The sequence below is a fragment of the Alcaligenes sp. SMD-FA genome, assembly GCF_025960365.1.
GTDB lineage: Bacteria > Pseudomonadota > Gammaproteobacteria > Burkholderiales > Burkholderiaceae_B > Alcaligenes > Alcaligenes aquatilis.
In genome coordinates, this window is the sequence record NZ_CP110108.1 from 1,881,633 (window position 1) to 1,896,969 (window position 15,337).

The following is a 15,337-nucleotide window of genomic DNA, read 5'->3' on the forward strand; positions in this document are numbered from 1 at the left end:
AACCCCCCCTGATGACGGGACCGCCGCCACAAGAGCAAAGGCGGACCGCTTTTAACTACCTGGAGAGACAAAACATGAGCAACCTGCTTAAGGACCGCTTGCGTCCTGCCAAAACCTTAACTGCCGTCTGGGCTGCCCTTGCCATCACCGCTATTGCCCCCGTGGCGGTCAGTGCTCAGACCACGCTGACCGCCGTCATGGAGGCGCCTTTGCGCTCCCTGGACCCGGTCATTACGACCTCCTACATTGTGCGCAACTACGGCTATATGGTGTACGACACCTTGCTGGCAGAAGATGCGCAGGGGCAGGTCAAGCCTCAGATGCTGGAAGGCTGGAAAGTGTCCGAGGACGGCCAGACCTACACCATGACCTTGCGTGAAAACCTGCGCTGGCATGATGGCTCGCCCGTCACGGCTGAAGATGCGGTCGAGTCCATCAAGCGCTGGATTCAGTTGGACAAGATGGGCCAGATCATGACGGAGTTTCTGACCAAGATGGAGGTCGTGGATGATCGCTCTTTTGTGATGCAGTTCTCCTTCCCGACCGATATTGCCCTGCGCGCCATGGGCAAGCCCAGCTCCTTGCCGTTGTTCGTCATGCCCAAGGAGGTGGCACGTACGCCAGTCAGCCAGGCGATTACTTCTACCGTGGGTTCGGGCCCATTCCGATTTGTGGAGAAGGAATACCGCCCAGGTGTGCAGGCCGTGTTCGAGAAAAACCCGGACTACGTACCCCGTAATGAGCCTGCCAGCGGCCTGGCCGGTGGCAAGCAGGTCAAGGTAGACCGTGTGCGTTGGGTCGCCATGCCGGATGCCATGACCGGAGTGAACGCGCTGCGCAGTGGCGAGATTGATGTGATCGATCAGGTTCAGCTGGACCTCTTGCCCTTGCTGCAAAACGAGTCGGACATTGTGCTGAATGCTTCCACGGCTCGGGGCGCGCAGACCGAGATGCGCTTTAACTTCCTGCAGCCGCCATTCAATAACAAGCAAGTACGTCAGGCCGCCATGATGGCGCTGAACCAGAAGCCCTTGATGCAGGCGCAGGTCGGCAACCCGGAATACTTTGAAACGTGTGGGGCGGTGTTTGGCTGCCACAGCGTATTCCCGTCACAAGCCGGTTCTGAGGCCTACTTCAAGGGGGATGCCGCCGGTGCGAAAAAACTGCTGGAGCAGGCCGGTTACAAGGGCGAGCCCGTGGTCTTGCTGCATCCCACCGACTTCCTGACTTCGCCCGTGGTGCCGGTGATTGCCCAGCAACTGCGCAATGCCGGGTTCACCGTCAACGTGGAAGCCATGGACTGGCAAACCGTGCAGACCCGCCGCACCTCCAAGCGTCCCGTGCAAGAGGGCGGCTGGAGCATCATCACCACTTATTCGGGGCTGGTGGACGTGAGCAATCCGCTGAGCTTCATGGCGGTGGCCTCCAATGGCGACAAGGCCTGGTTTGGCTGGCCGGATGTTCCTGCCATTGAAAAGATACGCATGGAATTTGCCCGCTCCAGTGGCGAGTCTGAGCTGGGTCGTTTGGCTACGGATCTGCAAAAACACATCATGGATGAAGGTGTGATCGTCCCCCTTGGCGAGTTCAAGATGGTTAGCGCCATGCGCAAGAACCTGAATGGCTTTCTGCAAACCCCGGTTCCGGTCTTCTGGAATGTGGAGAAGCGATGATTGGGCTTATTTTCAAGCGCGTACTGGCCACCATCCCGGTATTGCTGATTGTGGCGCTGGTGATCTTTGTGGTCTTGCGCATGACACATGGCGATGCCGCGGTGCTGGTGGCGGGGGATAACGCGACGGATGCACAGATTGCAGAAATCCGTCATCAGATGGGGCTGGACCAGCCAGTGCCGGTGCAGTTCGTGCAGTGGCTGGGCAGCATGGTGCAAGGGGACTTTGGCACGTCCCTGATCTCCAGCCGCCCGGTCAAGGAGCTGGTGCTGGATCGTCTGGGTCCTACGGTTTCACTGACCTTGTTGACTCTGGCCTACACCCTGGCCATTTCCATTCCGCTGGGGGTGTGCTCGGCCTGGTATAGAGGCAAGTCTCTGGATCGCTTTGTGATGGCAGGGTCGGTGGCGGGCTTTTCCGTGCCGGTATTCATCGTGGCTTACTTGTTGATCCTGCTGTTCTCGCTGGAGCTGCGCTGGTTGCCGGTACAGGGCTACAAGCCCTTGAGTGAGGGTCTTTGGGAGCACTTGCGGCATTTGATTCTGCCGGCTGTGTCCCTGGGCACGGTGTATATCGCCCTGATTACCCGCATTGTGCGCACCAGTGTGATCGACACTTTGAACGAGGACTACATCCGCACCGCCCGTGCCAAGGGCCTGAACGAGCGTCGTGTCCTGACACGTCACGCCCTGGGCAATGCGGCGGTTCCTATCCTGACGATTATCGGCATCAGCATCACCATGTTGATCGGCGGGGTGGTGGTGACGGAATCGGTCTTCAACATTCCGGGGCTGGGACGTTTGGTGCTGGATGCGGTGCTGTCCCGCGACTTTACGGTGATTCAGAGCCTGATCGTGCTGTTTTCGCTGGTGTATGTAGGGGTGAATCTGTTGATTGATATCTCCTACATGCTGGTCGATCCCCGTATCGATTATTGAGCCCTCGCTTTTTACAGGTAGAACAATATGCAAAAGCTCAACAAATTGAAGAAAGTGGTCGCCAGCCATTCGGCCCGTGCCGCCTTGCTGTTCCTGATCCTGATGGCCGCCATGGCGATTTTTGCTCCCTTTCTGGGCACGCAAGATCCCACTCAACTGGACCCCAGCGTTCGTCTGCAACCGCCTTCCGAGCAATTCTGGCTGGGGACGGATGCGTTGGGTCGGGATCTGTATTCCCGTGTGGTGTACGGGGCGCAAGTGTCTTTCATGGTGGGGTTCGGTGTCCTGGCCATCAGCGTGTTCTTTGGCGTGATTCTGGGTTCGCTGGCGGGTTACTTCCGCCGTCTGGATGCCGTCATCATGCGAGTGATGGATGGTGTGATGGCCATCCCTGGCATCTTGCTGGCCATTGCGCTGGTGTCGGTGTCCGGTGCCAGCCTGACCACAGTGCTGATCGCCATTGCCATCCCGGAGATTCCTCGCATGACGCGGCTGGTACGGGGCGTGATTCTTAGCGTGCGTTCCGAGCCGTATGTGGAAGCGGCCATGACGGTAGGGACTTCGGCTTACGTGATCTTGTCGCGCCATATGTTCCCCAACACCTTCGCACCCTTGATTGTGCAGGGCACTTATGTGTTTGCCTCGGCGGTGCTGCTGGAAGCGATCTTGAGTTTTCTGGGGGCGGGCATCCCTCCCGAGATGGCCTCCTGGGGCAACATCATCGCTGAAGGTCGCCTGTATTTTCAGCTGATTCCCGGCATCGTGCTGTACCCCGGCATTGTGCTGTCCATCACCATTCTCAGTATCAACGTCTTGGGCGACGCCTTGCGCGATGCTCTGGATCCCAAGCTAGTCACACGGCTGTAAGTGATGAGGGCAGGAGACATAACAATGAAAACCTCTACGACCAAACCCCAATGTGTTTTGTCAGTGAAGGACTTGTGCATTGAAACCAAAGCGGCTCAACCCCGCCAGTTAGTGAACAAGCTTAGCTTCGATGTGTATGCAGGCGAGACCTTGTGCATTGTGGGCGAATCCGGCTCGGGCAAATCCTTGACTTCCTTTGCCATCATGGGCTTGCTGCCGCCCGATACCTTGCGTGTCAGCCAGGGCAGTATCGAGCTGATGGGCGAGAACCTGTTGACCATGAACAAGGAGCATTTGCTGTCCTTGCGGGCTTCGGCCATGTCCATGGTGTTTCAGGAACCCATGACAGCCTTGAACCCGGTGCAACGGGTGGGCGAGCAGATTGACGAAGTGATCCGTATTCACGAAAAGAACAGCTCCCGGCAGGAGCGTCGCCAACGTGTGATCAATATGCTGGAGCGCGTGCGTTTACCGGAGCCGGAAAAGCTCTTCATGGCCTATCCGCATGAGCTGTCCGGTGGTCAGCGCCAGCGCATCATGATTGCCATGGCCTTGATCTTGCAGCCGCGCTTGTTGATTGCGGATGAACCCACCACGGCACTGGACGTGACCACGCAAAAGCAGATTCTGAGTCTGATCAAGGAACTGCAAAGCGAATGCGGTACCTCGGTGATTTTTGTGACGCATGACTTTGGTGTGGTGGCGGATATTGCCGACCGGATTCTGGTCATGAAGCGTGGCGATAGCGTGGAGATGGGCACGTGTCAGCAGATTCTGTCCAACCCTAAAGAAGCCTATACCCGCTCTCTGATTGCTTCCGTTCCCAATGTGCATCCGCCAGCAAAAGAGGAAGTGCAAAACGAGATCGTGCTCAGCGCCCGTGGTCTGGGCAAGGTTTACGGCTCGGATTGCTGGTTCTCCAAGGGGCGCAAGATGCACGCGCTCAGCGACATCAATCTGGATATACGTCGTGATGAAGTGCTGGGCGTGGTGGGGGAGTCCGGCTCGGGCAAGTCCACCTTGGCCCGCTGCATTATTGGCCTGGTTGAGGCCAGCTCGGGGCAGATCACTCTGAACGGTGAAACCTTGCCTGCCGCCTGCAAGGACCGTAGCCTGGCGCAGCGGCGCAAAGTGCAGATCGTGTTTCAGGACCCGTATCGCTCGCTGAATCCCCGCGTGACGATCGGCCAGTCTTTGACAGAGGGCATGCACAACATTGGTGTCGATCCTAAAGTCGCTATCGAACGCGTGACCGAGGTCTTGTCCATTGTAGGCCTGGACGCGGATGTGCTGGAGCGCTATCCGCATCAGTTTTCGGGCGGCCAACGGCAGCGACTGTGTCTGGCCCGCGCCATTGTGATGGAGCCGGATGTACTGATTGCGGATGAGTCCGTGTCGGCGCTGGATGTGCTGGTTCAAGAACAGGTGCTCAAGTTGCTGGTGGACATCAAGCGCAAAACCGGCGTTGCCATCCTGTTCATTACCCATGACTTGCGTGTTGCCGCGCAGATTTCTGACCGCATTGTGGTGATGCAAAAGGGCCGGATTGTGGAGGCCGGGGACCCAGGGCGTGTCATTAGCCAGCCTAGCCAGGCTTACACCCGTGAACTGGTGGAATCCGCACCCGGCGTGCATTGGGATTTTCAGAATTTTTGTGCTTATGCCTGATTAACACGGCTGTTGGGGTTGTGTTGATTGTGCAGAGCTAAATCCTGCTGCTGGAGTGCGGCAGGGCGTATCGAATCCCGCTTAGGGCGGATCTTAATTGTTGATGGAGTTCAAATCTCATGTCCAGGTTTGTCAATGTAGCAGCGGCTCAGTTGGGTCCTATCGCACGCAGCGAAACTAAAAAACAGGTGGTTGACCGCTTGCTGGCCCATTTGCATCAGGCCAAGAAAATGGATGTTGATGTGGTGGTGTTTCCCGAGCTGGCACTGACCACGTTTTTCCCGCGCTGGTTCAGCGAGGATATTTCCGATTTTGATTGTTTTTATGAAACCCAGATGCCGGGTCCGGACACCCAGCCTTTGTTTGATGCCGCTGCCAAATTGCAGATTGGTTTCTACCTGGGCTATGCCGAGTTGCTCATTGAAAACGGCGTAAAGCGTCGCTTCAACGTATCCATTCTGGTCGATAAAACCGGCACGATCGTAGGCAAATATCGCAAGGTGCATTTGCCCGGTCACGGCCAGGACGAGCCTTGGCGTGCATTCCAACACCTGGAGAAATACTACTTCGAGCCTGGTCACGAGTTCGGTGTGTGGTCGGCCTTCGGGGGCGTGATGGGCATGGCCTTGTGCAACGACCGGCGCTGGTCAGAAACCTACCGCGTCATGGGTTTGAAGGGCGTGGAAATGGTCATGCTGGGCTACAACACCCCGGTACACAACCCGCCCGCACCGGAGCACGACGATTTGTCCATGTTCCATAACCATTTGGTGATGCAGGCCGGGGCCTATCAGAACGGCACCTGGGTGGTGGGGGTGGCCAAGGCGGGGAGTGAAGAGGGCATCGAGATGATTGGCGGCAGTGCCATCATTGCGCCGTCTGGGGAGATTGTCGCGGCTTGCTCGACCAAGGGTGACGAGCTGGCGATTGCCCGTTGCGATCTGGATCTGTGCCATTCCTACAAGAGTACGACCTTCAACTTTGAGCGTCATCGTCGGCCAGAAGCGTATGGCCTGATCAGCTCGCAACGTGGAGCGGTGGTGCCATGGGCGTGAACGAACATACAAAAATGGACCTGGTCTGGGATGCGGTCAGCCTGACGCAAGCCTTTGTGCGTATCCCCAGCTTGTCCGGGCAAGAGCAGGCCATGGCGGACTTTGTGCAGCAAGTCATGCGGGAGTTGGGTTTTGACCAGATTAGTGTGGACGACAAGGGGTCGGTGCTGGGCTTTGTCGGCCCGGCCCAGGCTCCGCTGGCCCTGCTGTTTGATGCCCATATGGATGTGGTGCCTATCGCCGGAACCTGGACGGTTGAGCCTTTTGGGGCGCAGATCAAAGATGGCCGCATGTATGGGCGCGGCACCAGTGATATGAAAGCAGGTTTGGCCGCCGCCCTGTGTGGCGCGGCAGCAGCGGCTCGTCGTGGTGCTTTGAAACAGCGTATTGCCGTGTCTGCCAGCGTGATGGAGGAGGTGATCGAAGGCTATGCCTTGTCCCACGCTCTGGAGCAATGCACGCCGGCTGCTGTGGTGATTTGTGAGCCATCGCGTTTGCGCATCATGGTGGGCCAGAAAGGGCGACAGGAGATTCTGTTGCGCTTGCAAGGCCGTCCAGCCCATGCGGCCTTGCCTCATCTGGGGGTGAATCCCATTCAGGCGGCAGCCAAGGCTATTTCTGCTTTGCAGACGCTGGATTTGCCCAAGGATGCGCAAGTGGGCCAAGCCTTGCTGGTGCCTACTGACATTATTTCCGACCCGCATCCTTCCATTTCCCTGATCCCTTCGTCCGTTACGGTACGTTTTGATCGCCGCACGCTGGTGGGTGAAAGCAGCGAATCGGTGTTGAAACAAATGGAGCAATGCTTGCAGGGTGCCGGTGTGGAGGGCTTTTCGCTGGAACTGGTGGACAGTCAGGTACAAACCTATACAGGTCAGCAGGCCAGCCCGGAGCGGGACTTGCCCGCCTGGCGGCTGGATGAGTCCGCACCGTTGGCCCAAGCCATGGTGCAAGCGGTTCAGCAAGCCGGGCGTGTGGTGGAAATGGATACCTGGTGGTTTTGTACCAATGGTTCCGAGTCTGCCGGACGACGTGGCATTCCTACTATCGGCTTGGGGCCGGGCGAGGAAGCACAGGCACATACGGCTGATGAGTCGGTAGCGATCGACGATGTTCTGGGGGCCAAGGACATTTACGAACAGCTGTGTATCCAACTGGCGGGACAAGCGTAAGAGCAATCGGAGACAAGTGATGCGTATTGCAGTAGCGGGTTTTCAGCACGAGACCAATACCTTTGGCCCAGCCATGGCCACGATGGCGGACTTTGAGCATGGGGGCGGCTGGCCAGGGATGTGCCGAGCCGAGGCCATCGAGCCTGCCTTGCGTGGGGCCAATATTCCGGCAGCCGGGTTTATGGCCGCCGCCGCACAAGCCGGGGTCGAGTGCGTCCCGCTACTGTGGGCCGCCGCCAGTCCCTCCGCGCCCGTCGAGGCAATGACTTACGAGGCAATCGTGGCGGAGATTCTGTACCGCCTGGAGCAAGTTTTGCCCGTGGATGCGGTGTATCTGGATTTACATGGCGCCATGGTGGCCGAGCATCGCGATGATGGGGAAGGGCATTTGCTGGTTCTGGTGCGCGAGATGGTGGGACCGGATGTGCCGGTGGTCGCCAGTCTGGACTTGCACGCGAATGTCAGCGACACCATGCTGGCGCAGGCCGACATGCTGGTGGCTTACAAAACTTACCCGCATGTGGATATGGGACAAACGGGCGAGCGTACTTTTCAGGCGCTGATGCGATGTCTGCAAAGCGCTCATCGCCCGAAGCTGGCCTGGCATCGATTGCCTTTTCTGATCCCGGCGGTCTGGCAAAGCACCGAGATGGAACCGGCGGCCAGCCTGTACCGTCACTTGTCATCGCTGGAAGAAATAGAAGGCGAGGGGAGCGTGTCGTTCGCCATGGGCTTTCCTGCTGCGGACGTGCCCGAATGCGGAGCGGTCTTGTGGGCCTACGCCCAGACACAGGAAGAAGCCGATAGCCGTTTGGCAGACTTTCTGGATGAGGTGCTTGATAAAGCCCAAGGCTTTCAAGGCAAGCTTTATGAACCGGACGAAGCCGTGCAATGGGCGCTGAGTCACCCCGGTAAAGGCCCGGTGATCATTGCCGATGCTCACGACAATCCCGGTGGCGGCGCCAACTCCGATACCTGTGGTCTCTTGCGCGCCTTGCTGAAAGCCAAGGTATCCGATGCCGCTTTAGGCTTGATCGTGGACCCGGAAAGCGCTGCTCTGGTGCACCAGGCAGGGGCCGGTAAAACCATTGAGCTGTCTCTGGGCGGTAAATCCGGTGTCCCCGGCGATATGCCCTTGCATGCACGCTTTTATATCGAGTCCGTATCCGATGGCCAGTTCCGCGCCACCGGCCCGTACTACGCAGGCTGTGCCATGAACCTGGGGCCCAGCGCCTGTTTGCGTATAGAGGGCGTGCGCATCGCTCTGGCCTCCTACAAGTCGCAAATGGCGGATCAAAGCATGTTCCGTTTTGTGGGTATCGAGCCGGAGCAGATGAAGGTACTGGTTCTGAAAAGCGCCGTGCACTTCAGAGCGGACTTTGGCAGCATTAGCGACCGCATCATTGTCGGAGCAGCACCGGGAGGAGTTTCCATGCGCACGACAGACTTGCCATGGGAGCGTTTACCGGCAGAGCGCCTGCTGTATCCCGGTGGCCCCAGCCTGTCCCAATGGCGAATCATGCAATCAGAAGGGCGGGCCTATTCACAATAGCTTTGCATTTTTTACCCAAGTAGGTATACTCCTGCCTTCACGGTTTTGATGCAGATTAGCTCGGTAAAACAAGCTTTGAAAATCAGACCGCCTGTTCAGATAAGTGTGGATTTCAATCGGTGCCGGGATTGACTATCAATAATCTCAAATCGAAAGAAAAAATCTAAAAAACACTTGCAAGAAAGGTAGAGCAGGGTTATAGTTTAATTCTTTCGGGGCGTAGCGCAGCCTGGTAGCGCACTTGCATGGGGTGCAAGGGGTCGAAGGTTCAAATCCTTCCGTTCCGACCAAATATTCCCTAGGTAGTCGTCTGGTTCTTTAACGATTCAGTAACTGCCTTGTAAGGCAAAAAGCTGTGGTAGCGATACCATGGCTTTTTTCCGTTTTAGGTCATGAAAAAAGCAAGGCTTTGCTTAGCTACCTTTGTCCTACAGGTGGCTAAGCAAAGCCTGATGTAAAAGCATCAGGCTTTGAGATACAGCATCCTGGTTAAGCTGCTGTATCGACCTTGGCTCAGGATGAGACCCCTTGTTAGCGCAAGAGACCTCACAAACCACTGATCAAGTTATTGCTGTTTGTCGGGAATTACCCGCCATCCCCGCGATGGTTGTCTCACGACAATGGGCGCCCTCCAGGTGTCACATAGAAATGAGACAGCCCTTCGTAGGGTAGCCAGTCACACCTTCTCTTTGCGCACACTCAACGTGCCTGAGGGCTAACTGGTTTTTCATAGGTTTTACTTCTGCCCCTATGTAATCGGGCAGCCGGCCTTCTCTGCACAATAATAATTCTATGCATGAGCCGGTATTCATCGACCAGGTTGTTAATGAGCATCCACTGGTAGTTAGTGGTCGATGGTATTATTAACCAAAAGATAAAAACCTGCAACTCTTACGCATAGAGTCACAAGAAATGAGCGATTTTCTACCAATCCGACAAGCCTGTGAAATTGCTGGCAGCCTAACAGCTTTGGCTAAACACTTGGGTGTAGCCCCTCCTATAGTCCACAGATGGGCTACTGGAGTTCAAGAGGTGCCTATTATTCGATGCGTTGAAATTGAAAAGATGACTAAAGGTGTAGTGACTCGCCAAATGCTACGTCCTAATGACTGGGATCAGATTTGGCCTGAGTTAAAATTGCGGTAAATAGACAAAAAATTACTTTAAATTAAAATTTAAAATAAAAATCTAGAAGGAGTGAAAATTAATGAAGTTTAAATTTGAAAGGCTTGGGTTGCTAGACTATGCTGAGATAGAGCTAGCTGATTTAACGTTAATTTGTGGCGAAAATAATACTGGAAAAACATATGCGACATATGCAATTTATGGATTTCTTCGTAGTTGGAGGCAAATATTGCATGTGGTTTTGGAGTCGGAAATAGATGATCTTCTAAAAGAGAATGAAAAATATCAATTTAATTTAGAGGTAATGTTCTCAGAAAAAAAACTTGAGAGTTACTTCAGTAAAATGGGTGAGATTTATGTTGCTGGTTTGCATCGGGCTTTTGCTACTGATGAGGCTCTTTTTAATGAAACAAAGTGTCGGATATCTCTGACGCAGAGTTTTGATTTGTTATCTGTAGAATATCAACGTCAAGTAAAAGCAGGTTCATCCGGTAAAGTTATAGCAACAATTACGAAAGAGGCTGAAAGCCCTATTTTGGAAGTTTTAGTTGCTGATGCTGAGTCTTTGCAACGTCGTTTTGGTGGACTCTCAGACTTCATAGTTGATGCTATTGCCGACATTGTTTTTTCGCCTTATTTGCCGGGATTTCATATTTCAAGCGCTGAGCGTACTGGTTCTGCCATATTTCGCAAAGAACTCGATATAGCACGTACAAGAATGTTGAATGCTCTTCATCAAATGGACTCAAAGGAGCTACGCCGCAATCCTTTTCTTCTTTTTAAAGAGATGGATACCGGTTATCCATGGCCCGTGGAAGACAATGTGGATTTTGTACGCCAATTAGAAGAGCTGGACAAACGCACAGGGGAACTTGCTCGAACACATCCGGAAATTCTCAAAGCTTTTGATGACATGTTAGGTGGTTCCTATAAAGTTATTAAAGAGCAGCTTGTTTTTCAAAATAAAGGTGCAGATAAACGCAGGTTTTCGATGAATGAATCATCTAGCTGCATACGGGCATTGTTAGATGTTAGTTTTTATTTGCGTTGTAAAGCGCGAGCTGGTGAGTTTTTTATTATTGATGAGCCTGAGTTAAATCTTCATCCAAAAAACCAAAGGGCTTTTGCGAGAATAGTTGCTCGATTGGTGAATGCCGGGGTTAAGGTATTTATTACTACTCATAGTGATTATCTAATTAAAGAAATAAATACTTTGATTATGCTTAATCAAAAAACAATGCATTCAAAAAAAGTACAAAAAGATTATAAGTATGAGGATGATGAGTTATTGGATTCGGAAAAAATTAGGCTGTACATTACAGATAGGGTATTGCGTGAGAATCCTGCTGGTGGCCGTAGAATCAGAGTAAGAACATTAACTGCGGCAAATATTTATCCGGATCGAGGTATAGAGGTTCCAACCTTTGATGAGACTATCGAGTTAATGAATGAAATACAAGGCGAAATTCTGTATGGAGGGGAGTTTTCATTTGGAGATGAATTCTAATGAGTCTATCTCCAGAACTGAGGAGGCTTCAGCAGTCGCTGTCATGTTGTACTTATAACGGTGCTCAACATTCAGCAGTAATTATTACTGAGAGTGATCCGAGTGCGGTTCTACGTAATGCATTAATTCAGACAGGATCTGGTGACTGGTTCTCTTTTTCTCCAGATCAGGGGCGCGGGCCTACCGCATTAATGTCTCCGCTATTAACTTGCGGAGATCCGCATAAACACCACAGAGCTTGCGACTGTGTCATTATCATGCGCAACGCTGAAAATCAATTAACAGTAGTCTACATAGATTTAAAATCAGGTAATCCAAAAGGCTATGAAGGCCAATTCAAGAGCACAAGACAGTTTGTGCGGTACGCAGTGGAGCTTTTGAAGGAATTCCATGCAAGCCCATTGGAGATCGCTCGAGAGCAGTACGTTATCTTATACGGTGGAAGAGAGCGTACCGCAGTTCGGAAAACTACAACTACGCCCAACGCACACAAAAGCGTTAGAACTAGCCCTGGAGATGCTTTCAAAAAAGAAATTCCCAATGGCGCTTCAGTCTATTTTAAGGAAATCTTAGGTCGTGTTAATGCATGATTGTGCAGTTTCAAAAATATTTTTATCTAAAATGGATTCACGATAAAAATAGCTACGCAAACATTAAATTAAAAAAAGTTGGTTTTTGATAAGTCCCTTTCAGCCTCAAATGTGGGCTGTTTTTTTTGCCTTTTTGTTTTGTAAACTAGTCCAGTAAATAAATCTACCTTGGTTTAGTTTTTGTTGACCCAAGGTCGAGCGGGGTCACTATGCGCTGAGTGTGCCCATTTAGTAGATTAGGTTTTATTGCGACACAGAGCGGGTCTACTGAACTTTATGGGTGGTGAGCCTTCACTCCTCCAGCCTATTTGCCCTGGCGCTTCGCTTGCCGGGACCCCGCTGCGGCCAAGTTGGTGTGCTACGCACATAAGGCGCTCGCCGCGCGGCTGTGTTGCGTCCTCTCATCACTGGGCTACCGCGAATCCGATCTCGTCAGTCCGTCGCCCCAACAACGCCGACCGTACCACTCCAGGCCCGCACTCCAAGGGCTTTCGCGGCATAAACCACTCGCTTCGCTCCCTATTTATTCCACGCTCCCTTTCCGTTTGTCCTTGCATGGTTCGGAACGGCAAGGGCGACGAACTAACGAGACCGGCGGCACACACCGCAAGCCGAAATGTAGAACACAACACATATCTACAGATCGGGCTCGGAATCTTCGATCCCGGTCAGCGGTAAATCCTTGGAATGTTTAAAGGGGGGGATTCATGCAAGCAAAGAAAACTCGGTTTAAGGGCTACATCGTAACCGTGAAAGACGGTGATGAAACATCTGAAACTCACTATGTGGTCAAGCCAAATGGAGCTGTTCTTTTCAGTTCTGGCCATGACCCACTAGGCCCTCGTTTTGGCCCACGAAATAGCGATGATTGGGGCCAGTCATCAACCTTGCCTAAATGCGCGGTGTTCGTTGGGTTTTTCTATATACACATCGCATAAAGAAGCCCCTGTTCGGCGGCAACCGAAACAGGGGCAGGCATCACACAACCTTGAAGGAGTTCACGTAATGCAAGTTGATCTTATCAAATTAGCCCAGGAATGGCGAGAAGCCCATACGACCGCAACACCCTTTCGTTTACCAGCGTTGACCGTTGCCCAGTTGGGACTATTGTCCGCGCTCCTTTCCGAGTCATTGCCTGTGGTTGGCAATTCGACTGTTCATTGATTCAGAGGGAGTACGCATCATGAAACATAAGGCTATTGAACTCGACCCGCGCAAACTGGTTGTCTCGGAGCAATACCAAGCTCGCAAGACCGCAAGTCAGACACCGTTGCCACAACTGGCTGACTCGATTGCGACTGTCGGCTTGCTTCATGCCCTAGCTGTAGTCAAAAGCAAAAAACGTGGTTTCCATGAAGTTATTGCAGGGGGACGGCGTTTGCAGGCAATCCATCATTTGTTGGAGGATGGGCGTTGGCCGGAAGGGCAGTTAGTCGCTGGCAATCTCTATGATGAAGAAGATGCCTTGCTTGTGTCGATCACTGAGAACGTGCAGCGAGAGCAGATGCACCCGGCAGACGAGTTTGAAGCATTCGCTGAGTTGATCGGACAAGGCAAAACCATTGAAGATGTGGCTGCCGCGTTTGGCGTCACCGCAACCGTTGTGCGCCGTCGCTTGCAGTTGGGGCGAGTGGCACCCGCATTGATGCAAGCATATCGTGACAATGAATTGCCACTGGATGCGCTGATGGCGTATGCAATGACGGACAATCAAGAGCGTCAAGTGCAGGTCTATTCCAATCTAAATATGTGGGACCGAAAGAGCCCTCGTGTTATTCGCGGCATGATTGAAGAGGCCATGACAGCGAATCACCGGCTGGTGCATTTCATCGGCCTGGACGCTTATCAAGCGGCTGGCGGCGGGGTGACTCGAGATTTGTTTGCTGATGAAGATGACCTGAACGGTATCTATCTAATTGATAGAGCGTTGGTCGATCGACTGGCGCTAAGCAAGTTGCAAGAAACTGCTGCCAATTTGACGACGCAGGGCTGGGCTTGGGTAGAGGTTACACTTGATTCTGAACCAGTCAGTAATCGCTACGGACGTGTTTATCCTGAGCAGGTTGATTTGATGCCGGAGCAAGAGGCGGCGATTGACCTGTTGCAAATCCAAGAAAAATCGCTGATGCATGACATAGCAATTCTTGAAGACGAGGAAGAAAAGGCTGATGAAGATGAATGGCAAGCATTCAATCAGCGGCTTGACGAACTGCAAGAGCAAATCCGTGTGATTGAAAACCAGTGCGAAGCCTATACCGACAGTCAGAAAAACGTAGCAGGTTGCATTGTCCGTCTGGATTACCAAGGTTTACTGGACATAGTGGAAGGGTTGATTCGCCCGGAAGATCGTGCGCAAGCTCAGGAGCAGCAGCAAGACGCTGAGGGAGTAGGGCGTGTTTCCCTGCCAGCAGTGAAGACCCGTCCAACGCATTCTGAACGCTTAGTTCGCCAATTGACCGCCAATAAAACGGCCATTGTGCAAGCCGCCCTGGCCAACAATCCTAATGTGGCCTTGGCTGTGCTGGTCGCTCAACTGGCGCGTCGTCATTACGGCGCTGGCTATTACCGTCACGGTGGCTTTGGGTTGGGTATTTCGACCAGTTGCGAACCCTTGGCGGCTGACGCGCCAGACTTCCCACAAAGCCGCGCAGGTCAAGAGTTAGCACGTATCGAGCAGCACTGGGGTGATGTGATTACTCCAGGTAGCGATGGTGGCGAGTTGGCCTGGGCGTTGAGCCAAGATACCGAGACCTTGCTTGAGTTATTGGCCTACTTGGTAGCCGTCACTGTACAGGGCATCCAACACCAGGAGTCCAGTCAGTCGAGCACACTTGATCAACTGGCCGGGTTGCTGGACGTACAGATACCCGAGTGGTGGAGCGCTACAGGTGAAACCTACTTAAGCCATGTTTCGAAAGATCGACTGGTGGAAGTGGTTTCTGAAGGGGCTTCGCCTGAACAAGCTGCTCCATTAGTACGGATGAAGAAGACAGAGGCGATTGAAGCGGCAGAACAAGCCCTTGCGGGTACTGGTTGGTTGCCATCAATTATGGTGCTCAAAGACTGATTTTCGGGAGTGCTACCCCCTGTGGGGTAGCTCCTGAATGATAAAAATGTTTATCTCGTGGTTGACTGGACTCCTGCTTATTCGACTTCGTGCGGGTACTAGTATTCTTGAGGCTACCCATAT

Annotated in this window: 11 protein-coding genes and 1 tRNA gene; all 12 read left to right on the top strand. The window is 53.2% G+C overall.

Features of this window, described 5'->3' with window-relative positions; all coding sequences use genetic code 11:
* The first annotated feature begins 74 nt into the window (after positions 1-74).
* Complete coding sequence (locus OKX01_RS08710; protein ID WP_249462332.1) at positions 75-1,673, top strand: ABC transporter substrate-binding protein; 1,599 nt, start codon at positions 75-77, stop codon at positions 1,671-1,673.
* The gene (locus tag OKX01_RS08715) at positions 1,670-2,611 is read left to right on the top strand and encodes an ABC transporter permease (RefSeq protein ID WP_264672788.1); all 942 of its coding nucleotides are present in this window, start codon (positions 1,670-1,672) and stop codon (positions 2,609-2,611) included. Before OKX01_RS08710 ends, OKX01_RS08715 begins: the two co-directional genes overlap by 4 nt.
* A 27-nt stretch (positions 2,612-2,638) precedes the next feature.
* Positions 2,639-3,478: an ABC transporter permease gene (locus OKX01_RS08720; RefSeq protein ID WP_094196612.1), complete on the top strand. Its 840-nt coding sequence runs from the start codon at positions 2,639-2,641 to the stop codon at positions 3,476-3,478.
* A gap of 24 nt (positions 3,479-3,502) precedes the next feature.
* A complete protein-coding gene (locus OKX01_RS08725) occupies positions 3,503-5,146 on the top strand; it encodes a dipeptide ABC transporter ATP-binding protein (RefSeq protein ID WP_264672789.1) in 1,644 nt (547 codons plus the stop codon).
* A gap of 119 nt (positions 5,147-5,265) precedes the next feature.
* A complete protein-coding gene (locus OKX01_RS08730) occupies positions 5,266-6,201 on the top strand; it encodes an N-carbamoyl-D-amino-acid hydrolase (protein WP_264672790.1) in 936 nt (311 codons plus the stop codon).
* Positions 6,192-7,373, top strand: a complete 1,182-nt coding sequence (locus tag OKX01_RS08735) for a YgeY family selenium metabolism-linked hydrolase (protein WP_094196615.1) — start codon at positions 6,192-6,194, stop codon at positions 7,371-7,373. The genes OKX01_RS08730 and OKX01_RS08735 overlap by 10 nt, the downstream gene beginning before the upstream one ends.
* 19 nt (positions 7,374-7,392) lie before the next feature.
* A complete protein-coding gene (locus tag OKX01_RS08740; protein ID WP_264672791.1) occupies positions 7,393-8,925 on the top strand; it encodes a M81 family metallopeptidase in 1,533 nt (510 codons plus the stop codon).
* Between the two features lie 213 nt (positions 8,926-9,138).
* Positions 9,139-9,215 (top strand) — tRNA-Pro (locus OKX01_RS08745).
* 622 nt (positions 9,216-9,837) lie between these two features.
* Complete coding sequence (locus OKX01_RS08750; protein ID WP_264672792.1) at positions 9,838-10,071, top strand: transcriptional regulator; 234 nt, start codon at positions 9,838-9,840, stop codon at positions 10,069-10,071.
* A 61-nt stretch (positions 10,072-10,132) separates the two neighbouring features.
* Positions 10,133-11,557: an AAA family ATPase gene (locus tag OKX01_RS08755; protein ID WP_264672793.1), complete on the top strand. Its 1,425-nt coding sequence runs from the start codon at positions 10,133-10,135 to the stop codon at positions 11,555-11,557.
* Positions 11,557-12,147 (top strand): hypothetical protein, encoded by a 591-nt coding sequence (locus OKX01_RS08760; protein WP_264672794.1) that lies wholly within the window; start codon positions 11,557-11,559, stop codon positions 12,145-12,147. Before OKX01_RS08755 ends, OKX01_RS08760 begins: the two co-directional genes overlap by 1 nt.
* Before the next feature lie 1,141 nt (positions 12,148-13,288).
* On the top strand, positions 13,289-15,214 hold the full coding sequence (locus tag OKX01_RS08765; protein ID WP_264672795.1) for a ParB/RepB/Spo0J family partition protein: 1,926 nt from the start codon (positions 13,289-13,291) through the stop codon (positions 15,212-15,214).
* Positions 15,215-15,337 lie beyond the last annotated feature (123 nt).

What these genes read in the sequence shown, in the direction of transcription:
- OKX01_RS08710 (WP_249462332.1), top strand. Translation starts at nt 75, where the DNA reads ATGAGCAACCTGCTTAAGGACCGCTTGCGTCCTGCCAAAACCTTAACT.
- OKX01_RS08715 (WP_264672788.1), top strand. Translation starts at nt 1,670, where the DNA reads ATGATTGGGCTTATTTTCAAGCGCGTACTGGCCACCATCCCGGTATTG.
- OKX01_RS08720 (WP_094196612.1), top strand. Translation starts at nt 2,639, where the DNA reads ATGCAAAAGCTCAACAAATTGAAGAAAGTGGTCGCCAGCCATTCGGCC.
- OKX01_RS08725 (WP_264672789.1), top strand. Translation starts at nt 3,503, where the DNA reads ATGAAAACCTCTACGACCAAACCCCAATGTGTTTTGTCAGTGAAGGAC.
- OKX01_RS08730 (WP_264672790.1), top strand. Translation starts at nt 5,266, where the DNA reads ATGTCCAGGTTTGTCAATGTAGCAGCGGCTCAGTTGGGTCCTATCGCA.
- OKX01_RS08735 (WP_094196615.1), top strand. Translation starts at nt 6,192, where the DNA reads ATGGGCGTGAACGAACATACAAAAATGGACCTGGTCTGGGATGCGGTC.
- OKX01_RS08740 (WP_264672791.1), top strand. Translation starts at nt 7,393, where the DNA reads ATGCGTATTGCAGTAGCGGGTTTTCAGCACGAGACCAATACCTTTGGC.
- OKX01_RS08750 (WP_264672792.1), top strand. Translation starts at nt 9,838, where the DNA reads ATGAGCGATTTTCTACCAATCCGACAAGCCTGTGAAATTGCTGGCAGC.
- OKX01_RS08755 (WP_264672793.1), top strand. Translation starts at nt 10,133, where the DNA reads ATGAAGTTTAAATTTGAAAGGCTTGGGTTGCTAGACTATGCTGAGATA.
- OKX01_RS08760 (WP_264672794.1), top strand. Translation starts at nt 11,557, where the DNA reads ATGAGTCTATCTCCAGAACTGAGGAGGCTTCAGCAGTCGCTGTCATGT.